General features: G+C 57.1%; 15 protein-coding genes. 7 read left to right on the top strand and 8 right to left on the bottom strand.

From position 1 onward, the window contains the following. Window positions 1-247 precede the first annotated feature (247 nt). The 4 genes from G5367_RS15850 (at window position 248) to G5367_RS15835 (ending at window position 4,834) form a co-directional block, all read left to right on the top strand. Window positions 248-1,885, top strand: a complete 1,638-nt coding sequence (locus tag G5367_RS15850) for a PAS domain-containing methyl-accepting chemotaxis protein (protein WP_421244572.1) — start codon at window positions 248-250, stop codon at window positions 1,883-1,885. A 596-nt stretch (window positions 1,886-2,481) separates the two neighbouring features. Beyond that, entirely contained in the window at window positions 2,482-3,348 is an 867-nt protein-coding gene (locus G5367_RS15845) for a TIR domain-containing protein (protein ID WP_421223918.1), read from the top strand. A gap of 483 nt (window positions 3,349-3,831) precedes the next feature. Beyond that, entirely contained in the window at window positions 3,832-4,239 is a 408-nt protein-coding gene (locus tag G5367_RS15840) for a hypothetical protein (RefSeq protein WP_421236405.1), read from the top strand. 274 nt (window positions 4,240-4,513) lie between these two features. Beyond that, window positions 4,514-4,834, top strand: a complete 321-nt coding sequence (locus tag G5367_RS15835; RefSeq protein WP_421223922.1) for a hypothetical protein — start codon at window positions 4,514-4,516, stop codon at window positions 4,832-4,834. A gap of 300 nt (window positions 4,835-5,134) precedes the next feature. Here G5367_RS15835 and cysC read toward each other — a convergent pair whose 3' ends face one another. From cysC to cysG, 5 genes are all read right to left on the bottom strand, one after another. Beyond that, window positions 5,135-5,725, bottom strand: coding sequence for an adenylyl-sulfate kinase (cysC, locus tag G5367_RS15830; protein WP_421223775.1), 591 nt, complete (start codon window positions 5,723-5,725; stop codon window positions 5,135-5,137). Window positions 5,726-5,863: 138 nt separating this feature from the next. Continuing rightward, window positions 5,864-7,588: an SLC13 family permease gene (locus tag G5367_RS15825; RefSeq protein ID WP_268012053.1), complete on the bottom strand. Its 1,725-nt coding sequence runs from the start codon at window positions 7,586-7,588 to the stop codon at window positions 5,864-5,866. Window positions 7,589-7,592: 4 nt separating this feature from the next. After that, entirely contained in the window at window positions 7,593-9,020 is a 1,428-nt protein-coding gene (cysN, locus tag G5367_RS15820) for a sulfate adenylyltransferase subunit CysN (protein ID WP_421244575.1), read from the bottom strand. 12 nt (window positions 9,021-9,032) lie between these two features. Further along, a complete protein-coding gene (gene cysD, locus G5367_RS15815; protein ID WP_421244585.1) occupies window positions 9,033-10,007 on the bottom strand; it encodes a sulfate adenylyltransferase subunit CysD in 975 nt (324 codons plus the stop codon). Between the two features lie 30 nt (window positions 10,008-10,037). After that, a complete protein-coding gene (gene cysG, locus G5367_RS15810) occupies window positions 10,038-11,474 on the bottom strand; it encodes a siroheme synthase CysG (protein WP_421244576.1) in 1,437 nt (478 codons plus the stop codon). Window positions 11,475-11,671: 197 nt separating this feature from the next. Here cysG and G5367_RS15805 point away from each other — a divergent pair, with 197 nt between their 5' ends. Both G5367_RS15805 and G5367_RS15800 read left to right on the top strand, forming a co-directional pair. Continuing rightward, window positions 11,672-12,595, top strand: a complete 924-nt coding sequence (locus G5367_RS15805) for an SPFH domain-containing protein (protein WP_005335703.1) — start codon at window positions 11,672-11,674, stop codon at window positions 12,593-12,595. Further along, window positions 12,592-13,047, top strand: coding sequence for an NfeD family protein (locus tag G5367_RS15800; protein ID WP_005335704.1), 456 nt, complete (start codon window positions 12,592-12,594; stop codon window positions 13,045-13,047). The genes G5367_RS15805 and G5367_RS15800 overlap by 4 nt, the downstream gene beginning before the upstream one ends. Window positions 13,048-13,116: 69 nt before the next feature. Here G5367_RS15800 and G5367_RS15795 read toward each other — a convergent pair whose 3' ends face one another. Then, complete coding sequence (locus G5367_RS15795; RefSeq protein ID WP_265061493.1) at window positions 13,117-15,222, bottom strand: methyl-accepting chemotaxis protein; 2,106 nt, start codon at window positions 15,220-15,222, stop codon at window positions 13,117-13,119. A gap of 140 nt (window positions 15,223-15,362) precedes the next feature. Here G5367_RS15795 and nadA point away from each other — a divergent pair, with 140 nt between their 5' ends. Beyond that, on the top strand, window positions 15,363-16,436 hold the full coding sequence (gene nadA, locus G5367_RS15790) for a quinolinate synthase NadA (protein ID WP_268012058.1): 1,074 nt from the start codon (window positions 15,363-15,365) through the stop codon (window positions 16,434-16,436). 70 nt (window positions 16,437-16,506) lie between these two features. Here nadA and G5367_RS15785 read toward each other — a convergent pair whose 3' ends face one another. Both G5367_RS15785 and gap read right to left on the bottom strand, forming a co-directional pair. Then, entirely contained in the window at window positions 16,507-17,373 is an 867-nt protein-coding gene (locus G5367_RS15785; protein ID WP_021229578.1) for a D-hexose-6-phosphate mutarotase, read from the bottom strand. Window positions 17,374-17,459: 86 nt separating this feature from the next. Then, window positions 17,460-18,455 carry a type I glyceraldehyde-3-phosphate dehydrogenase gene (gene gap / locus G5367_RS15780; protein WP_158112746.1) on the bottom strand — a complete coding sequence of 332 codons (996 nt, stop codon included), beginning with the start codon at window positions 18,453-18,455 and terminating at the stop codon, window positions 17,460-17,462. Window positions 18,456-18,702: the final 247 nt, after the last annotated feature.

The raw sequence follows: 18,702 nt of genomic DNA, 5'->3' as shown, positions 1-18,702 counted from the left end.
GGGAACACGCCCACCGACGCGCCACAGATCCCGCTCACAGCACCTCACTCAGCAAAGTGAGGTGCAAAATGCAGCTCCCCTCGCACCTTGCCGCCGCTTTTTGCACATTGCAACGACAGCAGCGCCACATTCAGTGGCTGCGCCCCTTTATTGACACAAAAATCACTTAACGTGATTGATGGCCCGCCCTTTGCTTTGAAGCTTGGTGCAGATCAATTTTCAACCACCACAGCCCGGAAGCATGGCTATGAGAATCAATCAACCGGTTACCCAAAGAGAACGTCTCTATCCAGACCACCAGAGCCTGATCTCCACCACGGATCTGGAGAGCCGCATCACCTACGCCAACGATGAGTTCTGCGAGATAGCAGGCTTCCAGCTCGACGAGCTGCTGGGGGAACACCACAATCTGGTACGTCATCCTGACATGCCGAAACAGGCCTTTGCCGATCTGTGGAACCATATCCGCGAAGGCAAGAGCTGGATGGGGCCGGTGAAGAACCGCTGCAAGAGTGGCGATCACTACTGGGTCAGCGCCTTTGTCACCCCCATCAAGGATGCCAGCGGCCGGGTGGTGGAGTATCAGTCGGTGCGCACCGCCCCGAGCGAGGAGATCAAACAGCGGGCCGAGAAGGTCTATGCCGACCTTCGCAACAACAAGCTGCCGCTGGCGCTCAAGCTGCCCACCTTCTCCCATACCCTGACCATCAACCTCTGCCTGCTGCTGAGCCTGCTCGTCATGTTTGCCCTGGGCTACAACCACGACATGAACTGGCAACTGGCGCTGGTCGCCCTGCCGCTGGCGATAGCGGCCATCACCCTGAATGCCCTCTCCCGCCGCCTCGGCAAGCTCAACAAGATGGCCCGCAGCCGCTTTGACAACCCGCTGATGCAGCTGCTCTACACCAACAAGGTGGACAACATCGCCGCCATCGAACTCTTGATGGTGATGAATCAGGCCGAGTTCAACGCCGTGCTGGCCCGTACCCAACAGACTTGCAGCAAGATCCTGCAAGCCGCCGAGGGGGATCTGCGCAACGCCGAATCCATCACTGACAACCTGCAACAGCAGCAGGCCGAGACCAATCAGGTAGCGACCGCCGTGACCGAGATGTCGGAATCCATTCGCGAGGTGTCGCAAAGTTCGACAGACTCCTCCAGCCTGCTGGATGAAACGGCCGTGCTGTTCAAGAGCGGCAACCACAGCGTGGCCGAAACCGTGGCCGCCGTGGCGGGCATGAACAGCGAACTTATCACCTCCAAGAGCGTGATCAGTGCGCTGGTCGGCCACTGCCGCGATATCGACGGCATCCTTGATGTGATCAACAACATCGCCAACCAGACCAACCTGCTGGCCCTCAATGCCGCCATCGAAGCGGCCCGGGCTGGCGAAGCGGGTCGGGGTTTCTCGGTGGTCGCCGACGAGATCCGCACCCTCGCCATCAAGACCCAATCCTCGACCAGCGAGATCCAGAAGATGATCACCGAGCTGCAAACCAGCGCCGGGGATGCAGAACAGGCGATGGAGAAGGGCTGCCAACTCTCCGAGAGCTGCCAGCAAAAAGCCTCGGCAACCGGCACCATTCTCCAGCAGATCAACGATATGCTGCAGCAGGTCGCCTCCGGCAGCGGCCAGATTGCCCAGGCGGTGCAGGAGCAGTTCCACGTCACCGCCGAGATCAACCGCAACGTGCTCAGCATCAAGACCCTGGCCGATGACTCCAGCGTCGGCAGCCAGCACGCCGTGCACGGCATCACCCAGCTGGTAAACCAGTTGAGCGATCTAGACCGGCTGGTACGCCAGTTCCAGAAGGGCGCTCCGGCAACCCAGAGCCGCTACGAAGTGGCCACCACCCGCGCCGTGCCGGTTCGCCAAGCCAGATAACCACTACCCAAACAATCACCTCAGCAAAACCCTATGGGCCTTAGGGTCCATAGGGTTTTTTAATGCCCGCCAACAAGAGGGCGGCACTCTCGCTTTCACCTTCCAATCTCACTCTGCGCGGATAGGCTGCTGCGGTGCTGCGGTTATATCACCGTCCGTTATTTATTAATTTATTGATCTTGCTCAGAAAACCACCCGCTTGCGCTTTTCACCCCAGCCCCGTTCGGTAACATAGCCGCTTGGCAACCCCTCGTCGGAGTCAGCCATGAGCCAAACCAGTGCCAAATCACAGGTAAAAGCAGCAAGCTGGAGGCTGAAATTCAGGGGCGGTAGCGTGGTTTTTGCTGGTTGGTGCAGAGCGCAGGAAGTCCAACAGACAAGCATCATTATGCCAACCAGAGCCGGATAAACATGGATTGGGTTGCTCACAAATTTGCAGATACGTTTCTGCGGTAAATGTTGGGCTTCACTTCGTTTAGCACCAACCTACGATTTTTAGCCAAAAATACGAGATAAGTTAGATTAAAGGCGGTATTAAGATGTGAATACCACCTTACACCGAGTCATTTTTATATTTTTCAAGGGGACTGTTAGTAATGTACAACCTTTTAGTTACTGCCCATGATGGTGCATGGGACCTTCCAGCCTATGAGTACACTAGAGATAGATTTCTTGAGCATACTAACGACAAAGAAAAAACTTTATTTAAGGTTCTCACCGCTGAGCACATTGAGTTGTTGAAATCGTTCCCTTGCCTATTTGCTTATGAAGGTAAGAGCGAACCGGTGAGAGTCGGATACATTCGTTCTCTCAAAGAAAGAAGCCGTTCGATTATGATCGAGTATGAATTTGAGAACGAAATTCCTCCAATTCCATTTTCAGAAATTGCACCAATTAGCAACTTGCTAGATATTGGCGAATGGGAAATGAATCGAACTCACTGGGCAGTAAAGGATGAAGACTTGTTTGGTCGGTTGCATTCAGCTGGGCTCATTGATCGGAAATTCATTAACCCAGTAGGACGAACGGGTAAGCTGGAAGAACTTAGATTTAAGGTTGCCTTTTCATTCCCGGGTGAAGTTAGAAAATCCGTTCTTTCTATTGTAAATAGATTGAAAAGCGCTTTACCAGCAGGCAGTATTTTCTACGATGATGACTTTACAGCTCAACTTGCGCGTCCAAATCTCGATAGCCTACTTCAAACTGTTTACCTCAAAAATTCAGATTTGATCGTAGTTTTTCTTTCAGGAGACTATGAAAGAAAAATGTGGTGCGGCATTGAATGGCGAGCTATTCGGGGAATCATTAACAATAAAAGCGATCATTCTGTTATGTTCATTAGATCAGATAACGCACAAATACCAGGAGTATTTTCACACGATGGATATATTGACATGAATAGATTTAGACCCGAGCAGATAGCCGATTTTATATTGGATAGAATCCGCCTCAACGAGCAGTGATAAATTTAACCATCGGCTATGGTCAGACGTGCATACGCAGGGAATCAAGCAAGCTGTTAATGCGAGCGTTAGCCCGTAGGTTCGAATAGCGCAGCGTATTCGGACAATCGCGAATAACCCCGCCGCGATATAAGCAAGGATCGGAAGATCCCCTTGCGGGGTTGCTATCGACCGCTTTGGGTTGGCTCAAGGCTCGCCGGTGTCACTATAAGCTAAATTTATGAGTTTTCCGATAATGACCCCATTTTTGCTTATAGTTGCTTCCGCCATCTCACAAGCGCCTGTTATGATGGTCAACTAAATCCGTCAGTTTTCTCTGACTTGGCGAAGGTGTCATTGCCAATGGTGGCACTGTCTTGTGACCTCCATTCGGCTTATACGAGCCAACAATGGCTGGCAGCAAAAAGCCCATCTGAATGAAAATAGTGACAGCCTGAACTTACTACGGATCCAATAACATTAATTATTTATCATGGAACAGATATGATAATTGAATGCCCAAAGTGTTCTAAAAAAAATGATTTACATATAGAGGCAAAAGTAAAATGTGGCCATTGCCAAGAGGAACTAACAGGGCACACTTTCAAAAAAAAGATTATGTCAGGCGGCACGATACTAGCGATTGGAATTATAAGTGGGCAAGTTGCTGACTATGCTTTACTTGATAATCGCTACCCTATGTCAGTCGAGTATTCTATTGTTGATGCATGCACGAATGCAGATCCGGAGTTGGTAAGTAAAACCATTTACCTTCACAGAAAAGATGTTTGTTTATGCGCAATGAAAGATACCATGAATGAAATTTCATACATTAGATACAATGTTGATAAAAAAAGTTTTTTATCAGCTTTTCAAAAAAATACTAATGAGTGTATAAGGCGGGAAGGCTAGCTTCACCGCCCATTTTTATTTAGAGTTATTTGCCACCTTTTGAAGGGGCGTTTCCTCTTCCTCCCCCAGAGGGATTCCCAGTCGTTGACGGCCAGTTACCACCGGTCCCAGTGTGTGAAGAAGGACCTCGACTACTACCGCCCTTACCTGAATTACTTGAATTAGAAGCACTACCTTTTGCCATTTTCAACACTCCATATATTAGTTAACATATCCAGAATCAGTCTGGACATGTAAAGGTTAGCGATAATTGGGGGGACATTTGGGGACAAAAATGAAACCAGATAATTTTGCCATAACAATCAAGACGGAAATGTCAAAAATCGGCTGGAGCCTTAATGATTTCGTTATAGAGTACGATAAGTATCACTCATATAAATCAAAGCTGACGGCTGAGTCACTAAAAAAGCAGTTATCAAGAAAAACAACAAACCAGGCTTTACTTAAAAATTATCTTGACTTCATCTATAAACATGAGGAATGGAGGAAATTAGATAATATCAAACCCTCGTTTGTAAATGATTTTCTTGAGACAGAATTTGTATTTGAAATGACTGAGATATCTCAAAGCATTACAAAAAAACTCAAAAAATAACTGATTTTCGCCCCATAGTCCTGGGCGCAATATAGCCCGTAGGTTCGAATAGCGCAGCGTATTTGGATAATCGCGAATAACCCCGCCGCGATATACGCAAGGATCGGAAGATCCCCTTGCGGGATTGCTATCTGCCGCCTTGGAACAGCTCAAGGCTCATTGGTGCCACTATAATCTGGATTTATAGGTTTTCCGATAATGACCCAAGTTTTGCTTATAGTGGCTGCTGCCAACCCAGCTGCGCCTGTGGTAGCCAAGTGGCAGACCACTGGGCGCTTGTTTTAGGTTCTTCCGATCCAATTACAGATAGTTCCCCTGCCGCAGGGCGGTCAGCAGCTCATCCACCAGCGTATCCACCGGTTTACCGGCATTCAGCAGATGGATTTCCGGCTGCTCCGGCGCCTCGTAAGCGGAGTCGATACCGGTGAAATTGCGAATTTCCCCTGCCCTAGCCTTCTTGTAGAGCCCCTTGGGGTCGCGCTCTTCACAGACGGCGAGCGGCGCATCGACAAACACCTCGACAAACTCCCCTTCACCCAAGAGGCTCCGCACCAGCGCCCGCTCGGCACGAAATGGCGAGATAAAGGCGGTGAGCACGATCAGGCCCGCGTCCACCATCAGTTTTGCCACCTCGCCGACCCGGCGGATATTCTCCTGCCGCGCGGCGTCATCGAAACCGAGATCGCCGCAGAGGCCGTGGCGTACATTGTCCCCATCGAGCAGATAGGTGTGCTTGCCTTGTGCCGCCAGCGCCTGCTCCAGCGCCCCCGCCAGGGTCGATTTGCCCGCCCCGGAGAGCCCGGTAAACCAGATCACCAGCGGTTTTTGCCCTTTAAGCTCGGCCCGGCTCTGTTTGTCCACGGCATGTTTGTGCCACACGATATTGCTCATCCCACACTCCTTGATTGGCGCTCACGCCTCAAAACTTAAACGGTCCGGCACCACGGGGAGCCACCTCGAACTACCAGCCGCCAATGTGCTGATGCCATGGTATTGCTCATCCAACACTCCTTGCTTGGCGCTTACGCCTTAAAACGGAAACAGCAGGGGCACCATCACAATCACCCCGAGGCTATAGGCCAGCGAGACCGGCAGGGCCAGCTTGAGGTAGTCCGGCATCTTGTAGTTGCCCGCGGCATAGACCATCAGGTTGGTCTGGTAGCCGTAGGGCAGGATAAAGCTGGAACTCGCCCCGAACAGCACCGCCAGAATAAACGGCATGGTCGAGACATCCATGCTGAGCGCCAGCTGGTAACCCATGGGGAAGGCCAGCGCGGCGGCGGCGTTGTTGCTCATCAGCTCGGTCAACACCAGCGTAAACACATAGATACCGATAAAGGCGATGATGGGGCTGGCACCGTTAAACTCTCCCATCAGCCAGTCGGCGATAAGCTTGGCCAGTCCGCTCTTTTCCAGCTGATCGGCGATGGCCAGCGCCCCGCCCACCACCAGCCAGATATCCAGCGGGAAGCGGCGGCGGATCTCGTCCAGGGTCAGAATGCGGGTGAGCAGCAGCGCCACCAGCATCAGCAGCAAGCCCTTGAACAGCGGCACCAGATCGAATACCGAGAGCGCCAACACCCCGAGAAAGCCCAGCACCACGGCGGCGCTACGCTTGCCATCGAGACGGGTGGAAGCTTCCAGCCCGCTCACCACCACAAACTCCCGTCCCAGCGATTTGTTGCGGGCAAACTGGGGGCCGGGGGCCAGCAGCAGGGTATCACCGGCATGCAGCTCAATCTGGCCGAGGCCACCGGTAAGCTGGGTTTCACCGCGGCGCACCGCCAGTACCACCGCATCGAAGTGGGTGCGAAACTCGGCATCCTTGATGGTCTGACCCACCAGCCGCGAGCTGTGGCTGACGATCACCTCCACCAGATGCTGGCCGTTGAGGCGGTGCTGGCCGTAGAGATCCAGCCCCTTCATCTCCTGCAACACACCGACGCTCTCCACATCGCCGCAAAACAGCAGTACGTCCCCTTCGTGCAGCTCGTGTTCCGGCTGCACCGGGCAGATCACCTCATCGCCGCGAATGATTTCCGCCAGATAGAGGCTTTTCAGGCTGCGCAGGCCGTTCTCCTTGACGCTGCGCCCCGCCAGCGGCGAACCGGCGCCCACCTTGGCCTCGAGAAAGTAGCCGGATTCGCGGCTCATCTCGGTATCCTGCACCGGCAGGTGACGGGCAAACAGCAGCACGGCCACCAGACCGGTCAGCAAGGTGCCCGCCCCCACCATAAAGAAGTCGAACATGCCGAGCGGCGGCGCCCCCATCTTGATGAGGAAGCTGTTGACGATCAGGTTGGTGGAGGTGCCGATCAGGGTCAGCACCCCGCCGAAGGTGGCCGCGAAGCACATGGGCAACAGCAGCCGCGATGGCGCATGGTTGGGGTTGCGTTTGACCGCTCCCAGCATGGAGGCCACCACGGCGGTGTTGTTGACGAAGGCAGACAGGAAGGCGGTGGAGAACCACACCTTCACCAGCACCTTGTTGAATGAACCCGTGCCCACCAGATTGGCGAACCAGCTCATGATGCGGGTCTTCTCCACCGCCAGCGACACCAGCAGCAACAGCACCAGCGTCAGCAGGGCACTGTTGGTGTAGCCCGCCGCCACGGCGTTGATATCCGCCAACCCGCTCAGGTAGGTGATGAGCACGGCGCCCGAGAAGAGCAGCGCCGGGCGGAGTTTGCCCTGGATCAGCAGGGCCACGAGAGCAGCCAGCAGACCCAGCACCAGGAATTGTTGCCAGGTCATGGGCTTACTCCTTGTTTGTGTCGTTACCGATGGCAAGGGCTTGCCAGTGCGGGAAGTGCTTGCGCACCAGGGCGTTGAGCTCGATCTCAAACTCGCTGTAGTGCCCTTTTACCGCTTTGGAGGCCAAGCCTTCCACTATCATGCCAGCGCCGACGGTGACGTTGGTCAGCCGGTCGATAAGGATAAAGCTGCCGGTATCGCGGATCTCCTGATACGGGTCGAACGCCACCGGGTCGGTGAGGCTCAGCTCGCACAGGCCGATCTCGTTGAGCTTGAGTTCGCTGGCGGGCAGCTCGTCGAGCTTGTTGATCTCGATGCGGTGACGGATGGCCTCCACCTGACCGCGACTCTTCTTGGTGGCCAGCTTGACGTCGTAGACCCGGCCCGGTTGCAGGGACTCCTCCCCCATCCAGACGATATGGGCCAGCAGGTTCTGGGTCACTTGCGGACGGTTGGCGGCATCCACCAGCAGGTCGCCGCGGCTGATGTCGATTTCATCCGCGAAGGTGACGGTGATGGCCTGACCCGGCAGGGCGTGCTCCAGATCCCCGTCGAAGGTGACGATGCGGGTGACTGTGCTCTCCTTGCCCGACGGCAGCACCGCCAGCTTGTCGCCCACCCGCAGGATGCCGGAGGCGAGCGTGCCCGCGAAGCCGCGAAAATCGAGGTTGGGGCGGTTCACATACTGCACCGGCAGGCGTACCGGATGGCGTTCCAGCTCGCGCTCAACCTCGGCAGACTCCAGCAGCGCAAGCAGGGTTTCGCCCTGATACCAAGCCAGCTTGTCGCTCTGGTTGACTACGTTGTCACCGTCCAGCGCCGAAACCGGTACGATATGGATGGTGTCGACGCTGAGCTTCTTGGCGAACTCGCGATAATCGGCGCTGATACGATCGAACACCTCCTGGCTGAACTCCACTAAATCCATCTTGTTGACCGCCACCACGAACTGCTTGATGCCGAGCAGGCTCGCAATAAAGCTGTGGCGGCGGGTCTGATCCAGCACGCCTTTGCGGGCGTCGATCAATATGATGGCCAGATCGCAGGTGGAGGCGCCGGTGGCCATGTTGCGGGTGTACTGCTCGTGGCCCGGGGTATCCGAGATGATAAATTTGCGCTTGGCGGTGGAGAAATAGCGGTAGGCCACGTCGATGGTGATGCCCTGCTCGCGCTCCGCCTGCAGACCGTCGACCAGCAGTGCCAGGTCCAGCTTCTCGCCGGTGGTACCGAGCTTCTGGCTGTCGGACTCCAGCGCTTTTAGCTGATCTTCATAAATCTGCTGGGAGTCGTGCAGCAGGCGACCGATAAGGGTGCTCTTGCCGTCATCCACGCTGCCGCAGGTGAGAAAACGCAGCAGACTCTTGTGCTGCTGGGCATGCAGATAGGCTTCGATGCCCTGTTCGGTGATGGCGGTCTGAATATGGCTGTTCATGCTGACGACTCCTTAGAAATATCCCTGACGCTTCTTCTGCTCCATGGAGCCGGCCTGATCGTGGTCAATCAGCCGCCCTTGCCGCTCGCTCGAGGTGGTGAGCAGCATCTCTTCAATAATTTCCGGCAAGGTGGTGGCATCGGATTCGATGGCCCCGGTCAACGGGTAGCAACCGAGGGTGCGGAAGCGCACCAGCTCCTGCTTCACTTCGTCTTCCGGGCCGATGGGCATACGCTCGTCATCCACCATGATCTTGATGCCGTTGCGCTCCACCACCGGACGGTAAGCGGCGAAGTAGAGCGGCACTATGTCGATCTTTTCCAGATAGATGTATTGCCAGATATCCAGCTCAGTCCAGTTGGAGAGCGGGAACACCCGGATACTCTCCCCCTTGTTGACCTGGCTGTTGTAAACCCGCCACAGCTCCGGACGCTGGTTCTTCGGATCCCAGCGGTGGGACTTGTCACGGAAGGAGTAGACACGCTCCTTGGCGCGGGACTTCTCCTCGTCGCGACGGGCGCCACCGAAGGCTGCGTCGAAGCCGTATTTGTTGAGCGCCTGCTTGAGCCCCTCGGTCTTCATGATGTCGGTGTGCTTGCCACTGCCGTGGACGAAGGGGTTGATGCCCATGGCGAGCCCTTCCGGGTTCTTGTGGACGATCAGATCCAGCCCGTACTTTTTGGCGGTCTCGTCGCGGAATTTGATCATCTCCTTGAACTTCCAGTCGGTGTCGACGTGGAGCAAGGGGAAGGGGATCTTGCCCGGATAGAAGGCCTTGCGGGCCAGATGCAGCATGACGGAGGAGTCCTTGCCGATGGAGTACATCATCACCGGGTTTTCAAATTCGGCAGCCACCTCGCGGATGATGTGGATGCTCTCGGCTTCCAGCTGCTGCAAGTGCGTCAATCTTTCACGGTCCATGTTGGTCCTCGGGTCATTGCTTATGCGCCTGCTCGGGGCGCTGGGTGGTTCAGTGCGCGGCCGCATCGGCAGCCGCATCAAATATCTCTTTCTCGGTCAGGCCAGCTGCACCAGCTTGAGGTCGCAGCCATCGAGATCCGGGTTAGCGCGCTGCTGCTCGCAGCCCAGCTCTCCAAACCAGGCGAGCCGATCGCGCAGGGCGACCACTTCGCCGATGACGATAAGCGACGGGCTCACCGCCTGTTTGGCCAGCTCAGCCAAGTCGGCCAGCGTGCCGGTCAGCACCCGCTGACGGGATGTGGTGCCGCGCTCGATGATGGCGATGGGGGTGGCTTGGCTTCGGCCGTGATCCGCCAACTGCTGCTGGATATGCTCGGAGCGCATCAGCCCCATGTAGATGACCAGGGTCTGACTGGTGGCGGCGAGCTGTTGCCAGTCGGGCTCTTTGCCCTCTTTCTGGCAATGACCCGTGATAAAGACGGCGCTCTGGGCGTAATCACGGTGAGTGAGCGGAATGCCGGCATAGGCGGTGGCACCGGCAGCGGCCGTGATGCCGGGCACCACAGAGAAGGGGATACCTTCGTCGGCCAGCACTTCCAGCTCCTCGCCACCCCGGCCAAACATAAAGGGATCGCCCCCTTTCAGCCGCACTACCCGATTGCCCGCCTTGGCGTATTCCACCAGCAGGCGATTGGTCTCCTCCTGCGGCACGCTGTGGGCACCCGCCTTCTTGCCAACCGACACCAGAGTGGCATCGCGGCGCACCAGATCGAGGATCTCGGCGGAGACCAGCTGGTCGTAGAGCACCACTTCAGCCTGTTGAATTTGTTGCAGCGCCTTGAGGGTCAACAGGCCCGGATCGCCGGGACCCGCGCCGACCAAGACCACTTCGCCCACTTCGCTTTTCGCCTGATCGAGGCCATCGCTCAGCCACTGCTCGGCTCCTTGCCAATCCTCTTTTTCAATCAGGCTGGCGAGGGTGTTGGAGGCAAAGGCGCGCTCCCAGAAGCGGCGGCGATCGGAAATCGAGGAGAGCACCCGCTTGGCCTTGTCACGGACCCGGCCGGAGAGCTCGGTCAGCCCGCCTAGATGGCGCGGCAGCAGGCTCTCCAGCCGCTCGCGCAACAGGCGCACCAGCACCGGCGCCTTGCCGCCGCTGGAGACCGCCACCATTAGCGGCGAGCGATCGATGATCGAGGGGAAGATAAAGCTGGAGCGCTTGGGGTCATCCACCACATTGACGAACAGGCCCAGCTGATTGGCACTTTGATAAACCAGTGCGTTGACTTCGAGGTTGTCGGTCGCCGCCACCACCAAAATCTGACCAGCCAGATGGGCCGGGGTGAAGCGCTCCGCCAGATGGGTAAAACGACCGGCAAATTCCGCAAATTCGGGTTCAAGCTCTGGGGAGACGATGGTCAGTCTGGCACCGGCCGCCAGCAGCAGGCGCGCCTTGCGCAGGGCAACCTCGCCCCCGCCCACCAGCAGTACCGGGCGGCCTTCCAACTTGGCAAACATAGGTAAATAATCCATTTCGGCCCATCCCTCGGAACACGACTAATATGGGGCGACTATAGGCAGGGCAGCTTATCCCTCAAAATAATAAAAAATGCTTTTTAATGCGTTTTGGTAATTAGAAAAGCCAATTCATGACAAAGGCGTACAAAGTCACTTGTGGTACCTGACGCCACACCATAGGCTAGGGACTGTGTTTCATAAGGAGCTAAATGATGAATGAATCATTGATTGTGCTAGGGATTTTCGTGTTCCTGGTGCTCGCCACCCTGAGTGCGGGCATCAAGATAGTGCCCCAGGGCTACAACTGGACGGTGGAGCGCTTCGGCCGCTACACCCGCACCCTGACCCCGGGTCTCAACCTGCTGATCCCCTACGTGGATCGGGTCGGCCACAAGATCATCATGATGGAGCAGGTGCTGGATATCCCGGCACAAGAGGTGATCTCCCGCGATAACGCCAACGTCACCATCGACGCCATCAGCTTTGTGCAGGTGGTGGATGCCCGCAAAGCGGGCTACGAGGTCAACGATCTCACCAGCGCTATCCGCAATCTCACCATGACCAATATGCGGACCGTGCTCGGCGCCATGGAGCTGGACGAGATGCTCTCCCAGCGCGACACCATCAACGAGAAACTGCTGCGCACCATGGATGCCGCCACCGCCCCCTGGGGCATCAAGGTGACCCGCATCGAGATTAAAGATGTGCGCCCGCCGCTGGCGCTGGTCGAAGCGATGAACGCCCAGATGAAGGCCGAGCGCCAGAAACGGGCCGAGGTACTGGAGGCCGAAGGGGTGCGCCAGTCCAAGATCCTGAAAGCGGAAGGGGAGAAGCAGTCCCAGATCCTCAAAGCCGAAGGTGAGCGTCAGGCCGCCTTCCTCGCCGCCGAAGCGCGGGAGCGGGCTGCCGAGGCGGAAGCCAAGGCAACCCACATGGTTTCCCAGGCGATTGCGGAAGGAGACCTGCAGGCCATCAACTACTTCGTGGCTCAGAAATATACCGAAGCACTGGCCCGCATCGGTGAAGGCCCCAACAGCAAGATCATCATGATGCCGCTGGAAGCAGGCAGCCTGATTGGCTCTGTGGCTGGCATGGCCGAGCTGTTCAACAAAGATGGCAAGGGCAGCAAGTCATGACAGCCCTGTTAGAGGGGCTGACCCACTGGCACTGGCTGGGGCTCGGCTTTATTCTGCTGGCCATCGAGGTGCTCGGCTCGGTGGGCTTTTTGCTCTGGACCGGCATCGCTGCGCTGGAAGTGGGCCTGCTGCTGCTGATCTGGCCCTTTGGCTGGCAGGCGCAGTTGCTGCTGTTTGCGGTGCAATCCCTGCTCACCACCTGGGCCTGGTGGCGCTGGCAGCACCAGCGTGACAACTCGGGTCAGGATGCCGCCAGCACCATCAACGAGCGGATGCAGAGTTATATGGGCCGCGAGCTGACCCTTCTGGATGATGTGACCCAGGGCACCAGCCGGGTGCATCTGGACGACACGGTCTGGACGGTGCGCTGTGACGAGTCGCTGCCTGCGGGCAGCAAGGTCAGGGTGGTCGGGGCCGACTCCCACATCCTGCTGGTTGAACCCCGCAACTAACGCAACTCTGCCATCGAGTCATAAAAAAGCCCGCGATCGCTCGCGGGCTTTTGTCTCTCTGGCGGCCACTCAGGTACGCAGCCGATCGAGCTGACTGGCGAGAGCCGTGGCCGCTTGCTCCAGCGCCTCGCTCAGTTGATGGCTGGAGCTGGCCTCCTGCCCGATCACGTTGGCGGTATCACCAATCCGCATCAAATTCTTGTTGATATCGTCACTGACGGCGCTCTGCTGCTCGGCGGCGGTAGCCACCTGACTGATGTGGTCGTGGATCTGCTGGATCTGCGCCACCACCCGATTGAGCGCCTCGAACGCCTGCTCGGTGCCCTGCACCGTGGTGGTGGAGCGCTCGATGCCGGTATTCATCAGACGTTGACTGCTGCTCACCTCTGTTTGCAGGCTACCAATCAGCTGGCCGATCTCGTCGGTCGATTCACGGGTCTTGTTGGCCAGCGCCCGCACCTCGTCTGCCACCACTGCAAAGCCGCGGCCCATATCACCTGCCCGTGCTGCCTCGATGGCGGCGTTGAGGGCCAGCAGATTGGTCTGCTCGGCAATGGCGCGGATCACATCGAGGATCCGGCTGATATTGGTGCTGCGCTGGGCCACCAGCGCCACCGCCTTGTCCGCCTCATGCATATCGCCGACCAGAGTATGGATCTCGTTGCGGGCATTGCTGAGGGTCTGCTGGGCGGTATTGATGTGGTGGGTCGCCGCTTCCGACTCCTGCGCCGCCTGCTCGGCATAACCCGCCACGCTGACTGCCGTGGTGCTCATCTGATGCATGGCGCTTACCACGCTCTCCAGCTCCAGATTCTGCTCGTCCAGACTACTGCGCATGGTGTCGGCGGTATGTTTCATCTCCCGCGCCTGCTGGTAGACCTGCTGGCCAATCCCCTTGCTCATTTGCACCATGCCCCGCAGCTTGCCGAGGAAGGCATTGAGCTGGGCCCCCAGATCGATCAGCTCCTGATGGGTGTCGATCTCCATCTGCTGGGTCAGGTCCCCCTCGTTGCTGGAGAGGTGGCCCACATGGCGGCTGATAAGAGAAAGTGGCGCTGTGATGGTCTGGATAAACCAGACCAGCAACCCCAACACCAACAGGGTAATCCCGCCCATGGCGATGATCTGCTGCCGCTGGGCATCCACCAGCAGGGTGCCCAGTTCATTGCTGATGGCGTGCGCCTTGCTCAGCGCCAGCGCCTTGGGCACCTTGATCATCAACCACCACTGGGTATTGGCTGCCTCAACCCGGATGGGCTGATGAAGAATGAAGTCACTGTCGCTGCTGACCGGCTGACCGTCAGGCAGGGTCAGGCCCACCTCCTTGAGTGGACGGCCCAGCTTGTCGGCATAGCGGTTGCTGCCCACAATCAGCCCCATCTTGCTGACCAGAGTCACATCCGCCTTGTTGTCATAGAGGCTCTTGCCAAGGTTTTCAGCTAGTTGCTGGAAGATGGGCAGGTTCATATCCACTCCGGCCAGCCCGACAAACTTGCCGTCACGCAGCACGGGCACCGTCAGGCTGGTCATCAGCATCTTGTTGCCCGGGCTGATTTCGTAGAGGTAGGGCTCCATCAGGCAGGGCTGGCGGGTATCGCGGCCACAGAGATACCACTCGCTGTTGCGAATGCCGAACTCGTTGAGGGAGGTATCAAACTTGGCCTCGCTGGCAGCGGCGTCCACCGCTTGCTGGGCGACGGCCCCTCCCTGATCCTTGGTGAAATAGACCTCCAGACTCCCCTTGCTTGCCACCGAGTGGCTGGCCCCGCCCAGCCAGTTGCCATCCTCGCCATCATAGCCATCCGGTTCAAACTGGGCATAAATGGAGCTGATCCCGCTCGCCTGCTGTAGGCTGCTGCCGAGCAGAGACTCCACTTGGGGCCGCGACAAGCGCAGTTCCGGTTTGACCATCCCGGCTTCAATCTGGGCGGTCACGGTCAGGGGGATCTGATAGGAGTTCTGCATCAGCGAGGCAATCTGGATGGCATAGCGCTCTGCCTGATACTGCAGGCTGCGGGAGACCTCCTCTTCCAGTGCATCGCTGGTCTGGGTCATCACCATATTGCGAAGGGAGCTGAAAGAGGCCGATTGCAACAGGGTCATGGCCAGCCCGGTCAGCAGAAAGAGCCCCATGGTAAGGCACAACAACTTGAACTTGAGGGAACGTTGCTTCATGCGACAACTCCTTATGGCAGAATAACAACGAATTACTTGAGTATATTCGCCCACTTGCGCTTCACCCGATTTGTTGATGGGTTTGTGGCAGGCTTCTGGTTATAATTTTTGCCTTCCCGAGCGTTGATGGAACAGTCGCAATGAGCAATGCACTGAGCAGTGTCCCGCCGGTAGTCGCAATGGACTACCCCTTTCCGGCCAAACCTCTTCCCCTGAGTGACGAGCAGAGAATGACCTTGACCACAGAAATCAAGGCGCTGCTCAAGGAGCGCAAGGCGGTACTGGTTGCCCACTACTACACGGATCCCGAGATCCAGGCGCTGGCCGAAGCCACCGGCGGTTTCGTCGGTGACTCGCTGGAGATGGCCCGTTTTGGCCGCGATCATGAGGCACAAACCCTGATCGTCGCCGGGGTACGTTTCATGGGGGAAACCTCCAAGATCCTGAGCCCCCACAAGCGGGTGCTGATGCCGACTCTGGAGGCCGAATGCTCCCTCGATCTGGGCTGTCCCATCGAGCAGTTCTCCGCCTTCTGCGATGCCAATCCCGACCACACCGTGGTGGTCTATGCCAATACCTCGGCTGCGGTCAAAGCGCGGGCTGACTGGGTGGTGACCTCCAGCATTGCGCTGGAGATCGTCGAGCACCTCGACAGTCTGGGTCACAAGATCATCTGGGGCCCGGATCGCCATCTGGGTGCCTATATCGAGAAGAAGACCGGCGCGCAGATGCTGCGCTGGCAGGGCCACTGCATCGTCCACGACGAATTCAAGGCCCGCGCCCTGCGCGAGCTGAAAGAGCAGAATCCGGATGCCGCCGTGCTGGTTCATCCGGAGTCCCCCGCCTCGGTGATCGAGCTGGCCGATGCGGTCGGCTCAACCAGTCAGCTGATCAAGGCCGCCAAAGAGCTGCCCCAGCAAAAGCTGATCGTGGCGACCGATCGGGGCATCTTCTACAAGATGCAGCAGGCCTGTCCGGAGAAAGAGATGGTGGAAGCACCGACCGGTGGCGATGGCGCTACCTGCCGCAGCTGCGCCCACTGCCCCTGGATGGCGATGAACGGTCTGGTGGCGATCAAGGAAGCGCTCACCGACGGTGCCGAGCGCCACGAGATCCATGTCGATGAAGCGCTGCGGGTCAAAGCCTTGATCCCCCTCGACCGGATGCTCAATTTCGCCGCCGAACTCAAGCTCAAGACCCAGGGCAACGCCTGATTGCCACCGTCACGAGATGCAAAGAGGGCTCCCGCGGGAGCCCTCTTTATTTATCTGAACCTCATCCTGCTCAGATGATCACGGTGGAGAGGCTGTGCTCTTCATCCGGCGCAACGGTCACACCCGCCTCGCCAGCGATGGCTGCTTCGACGCAGAGCATGGTGCGATAGCCATCGTCGCTCATGTCGGCCATGGCGGTGGCCCCTTCCAGCCAGGGGGTCCAGACCACCACGCTGTCGTGGTTGCCACTGACAACCCGGATCTCGCGCTCACCATCCTGCACGCTCACCAGCGCCTCTGGCTGCCAGTAGACCCGATCCAGCGGCCCGCTCAGGGTCAATGCCCCCTGCTGCTTGGCATCCTGTCCGGTCAGCTTGTCGGCATAGGGCTCGCCCAGGCCGGTGACGCTTACCGCCTCTGGTGCGCTGATCTGCAAATAGGTGTGCAGCGCACCGCTATAGGTCAATGGCTGAGCACCTGTGTTGCGAGTGGTCAGCACCAGCGAAAGCTCTTTGCCCACCAGCACGTCCAGTTCCAGCTCGAAGGAGTGATCCCACAGGGCGCGGGTTGCATCGCTGTCGCGCAGGGAAAGATGAACAAGCGTGCCGTCAGCGTGATCGGAGACCCCATCCAGCATCCAGAGGGTGGTACGGGCAAAACCGTGGGAGGGCTTGCCGCTACCGACGCGGGCGGGCGCCGGGCCAAACCAGGGCCAGCAGATCGGGATACCACCACGAACAGGCTTGCTGCCATCCAGCACCGCTTTGTCGCTCAGCCAGATAGAGGCCGGCTCGCCATGACGCTGATAGCTCAGCACATGGGCGCCAAACAGGCTGATCTCGGCCTTGGCATAGTCGTTATTAATGGTGAGAACCGGCAGGCCGGCCGCATTGTTGGCAAGCTTGCAATTGGCTGTCAGGGGACGAATGGATTGCATGTGGACTCCTGTCATCAGGGGAAACCGAAAAACAAAAAGGCGGCCAATGGCCGCCTTTTTCAAGCTACGCGATTGCGCATCCCAAATTACTTGGAGATGTGAGCGATCAGGTCCAGCACTTTGCTGGAGTAGCCCATTTCGTTGTCGTACCAGGATACAACTTTAACGAATTTGTCGTTCAGCTGGATACCAGCCTTGGCGTCGAATACGGAGGTCTGACGCTCACCCAGGAAGTCGGTAGATACAACTTCGTCTTCGGTGTAGCCCAGAACGCCTTTCATAGCGCCTTCGGAAGCAGCTTTCATCGCTTCGCAGATTTCTGCGTAGGTGGCAGCTTTCTTCAGGTTAACGGTCAGGTCAACAACAGACACGTCCGGAGTCGGAACACGGAAAGCCATACCGGTCAGCTTGCCTTTCAGTTCCGGGATAACTACGCCAACAGCTTTGGCTGCACCGGTAGAGGACGGGATGATGTTCTGAGCCGCACCGCGGCCACCGCGCCAGTCTTTGGCAGACGGACCATCAACGGTCTTCTGGGTAGCAGTGGTAGCGTGAACGGTGGTCATCAGGCCAGACTCGATACCGAAGGTATCGTTCAGAACCTTGGCGATCGGTGCCAGGCAGTTGGTGGTGCAGGAAGCGTTGGAAACGATGTCCTGGCCAGCGTAGGTAGAGTCGTTAACACCCATTACGAACATCGGGGTGGCGTCTTTGGACGGGCCAGTCAGAACAACTTTCTTGGCACCAGCAGCGATGTGCTTACGAGCAGTCTCGTCGGTCAGGAACAGACCGGTAGCTTCAGCAACAACGTCAACACCGATTTCGCCCCACTTCAGGTTGGCCGGGTCACGCTCAGCGGTAACACGTACGGTTTTGCCGTTTACAACCAGGTTGCCGTCTTTAACTTCAACGGTACCGTTGAAACGACCGTGAGTTGAATCGTACTTCAGCATGTAAGCCATGTAGTCAACATCGATCAGGTCGTTAATACCAACAACTTCGATGTCTGCACGCTCGCAAGCCAGACGGAATACGAAACGACCGATACGGCCAAAACCGTTAATACCTACTTTGATAGTCATATTTAGTTACCTAACTGTTCAGTAGTCAAAGAAAATTCCGCTTGTAAATTTACTAGAACTCTCCGGTGAGTCAACCAACATTCTGTCTGAAATTGCGCTATATCATGAAAAACTGTGAAATTAATTTTCTGTTTATGTAACTGATTACCACGTTTTGACGAAAAAAGTGCCAGATCGTGGCATCGCGCAGATATCAACAATAGTGCCTACTCGGTCACACAACCATTCACAGAGATATGTAAAAATG

The organism is Aeromonas sp. 604282 (genome assembly GCF_049170575.1).
GTDB lineage: Bacteria > Pseudomonadota > Gammaproteobacteria > Enterobacterales > Aeromonadaceae > Aeromonas > Aeromonas veronii_A.
The sequence above is the reverse complement of the archived record's forward strand: the minus strand, read 5'-3'. Positions and strand labels throughout refer to the sequence as shown.

Coding starts and splice junctions, on each gene's coding strand:
- G5367_RS15845 (WP_421223918.1), top strand. CDS start 2,482: ATGTACAACCTTTTAGTTACTGCCCATGATGGTGCATGGGACCTTCCA.
- cysC (WP_421223775.1), bottom strand. CDS start 5,725: ATGAGCAATATCGTGTGGCACAAACATGCCGTGGACAAACAGAGCCGG.
- nadA (WP_268012058.1), top strand. CDS start 15,363: ATGAGCAATGCACTGAGCAGTGTCCCGCCGGTAGTCGCAATGGACTAC.
- cysN (WP_421244575.1), bottom strand. CDS start 9,020: ATGAACAGCCATATTCAGACCGCCATCACCGAACAGGGCATCGAAGCC.
- gap (WP_158112746.1), bottom strand. CDS start 18,455: ATGACTATCAAAGTAGGTATTAACGGTTTTGGCCGTATCGGTCGTTTC.
- G5367_RS15805 (WP_005335703.1), top strand. CDS start 11,672: ATGAATGAATCATTGATTGTGCTAGGGATTTTCGTGTTCCTGGTGCTC.
- G5367_RS15785 (WP_021229578.1), bottom strand. CDS start 17,373: ATGCAATCCATTCGTCCCCTGACAGCCAATTGCAAGCTTGCCAACAAT.
- cysD (WP_421244585.1), bottom strand. CDS start 10,007: ATGCGGCCGCGCACTGAACCACCCAGCGCCCCGAGCAGGCGCATAAGC.
- G5367_RS15795 (WP_265061493.1), bottom strand. CDS start 15,222: ATGAAGCAACGTTCCCTCAAGTTCAAGTTGTTGTGCCTTACCATGGGG.
- G5367_RS15840 (WP_421236405.1), top strand. CDS start 3,832: ATGATAATTGAATGCCCAAAGTGTTCTAAAAAAAATGATTTACATATA.
- G5367_RS15835 (WP_421223922.1), top strand. CDS start 4,514: ATGAAACCAGATAATTTTGCCATAACAATCAAGACGGAAATGTCAAAA.
- G5367_RS15800 (WP_005335704.1), top strand. CDS start 12,592: ATGACAGCCCTGTTAGAGGGGCTGACCCACTGGCACTGGCTGGGGCTC.
- G5367_RS15850 (WP_421244572.1), top strand. CDS start 248: ATGAGAATCAATCAACCGGTTACCCAAAGAGAACGTCTCTATCCAGAC.
- cysG (WP_421244576.1), bottom strand. CDS start 11,474: ATGGATTATTTACCTATGTTTGCCAAGTTGGAAGGCCGCCCGGTACTG.
- G5367_RS15825 (WP_268012053.1), bottom strand. CDS start 7,588: ATGACCTGGCAACAATTCCTGGTGCTGGGTCTGCTGGCTGCTCTCGTG.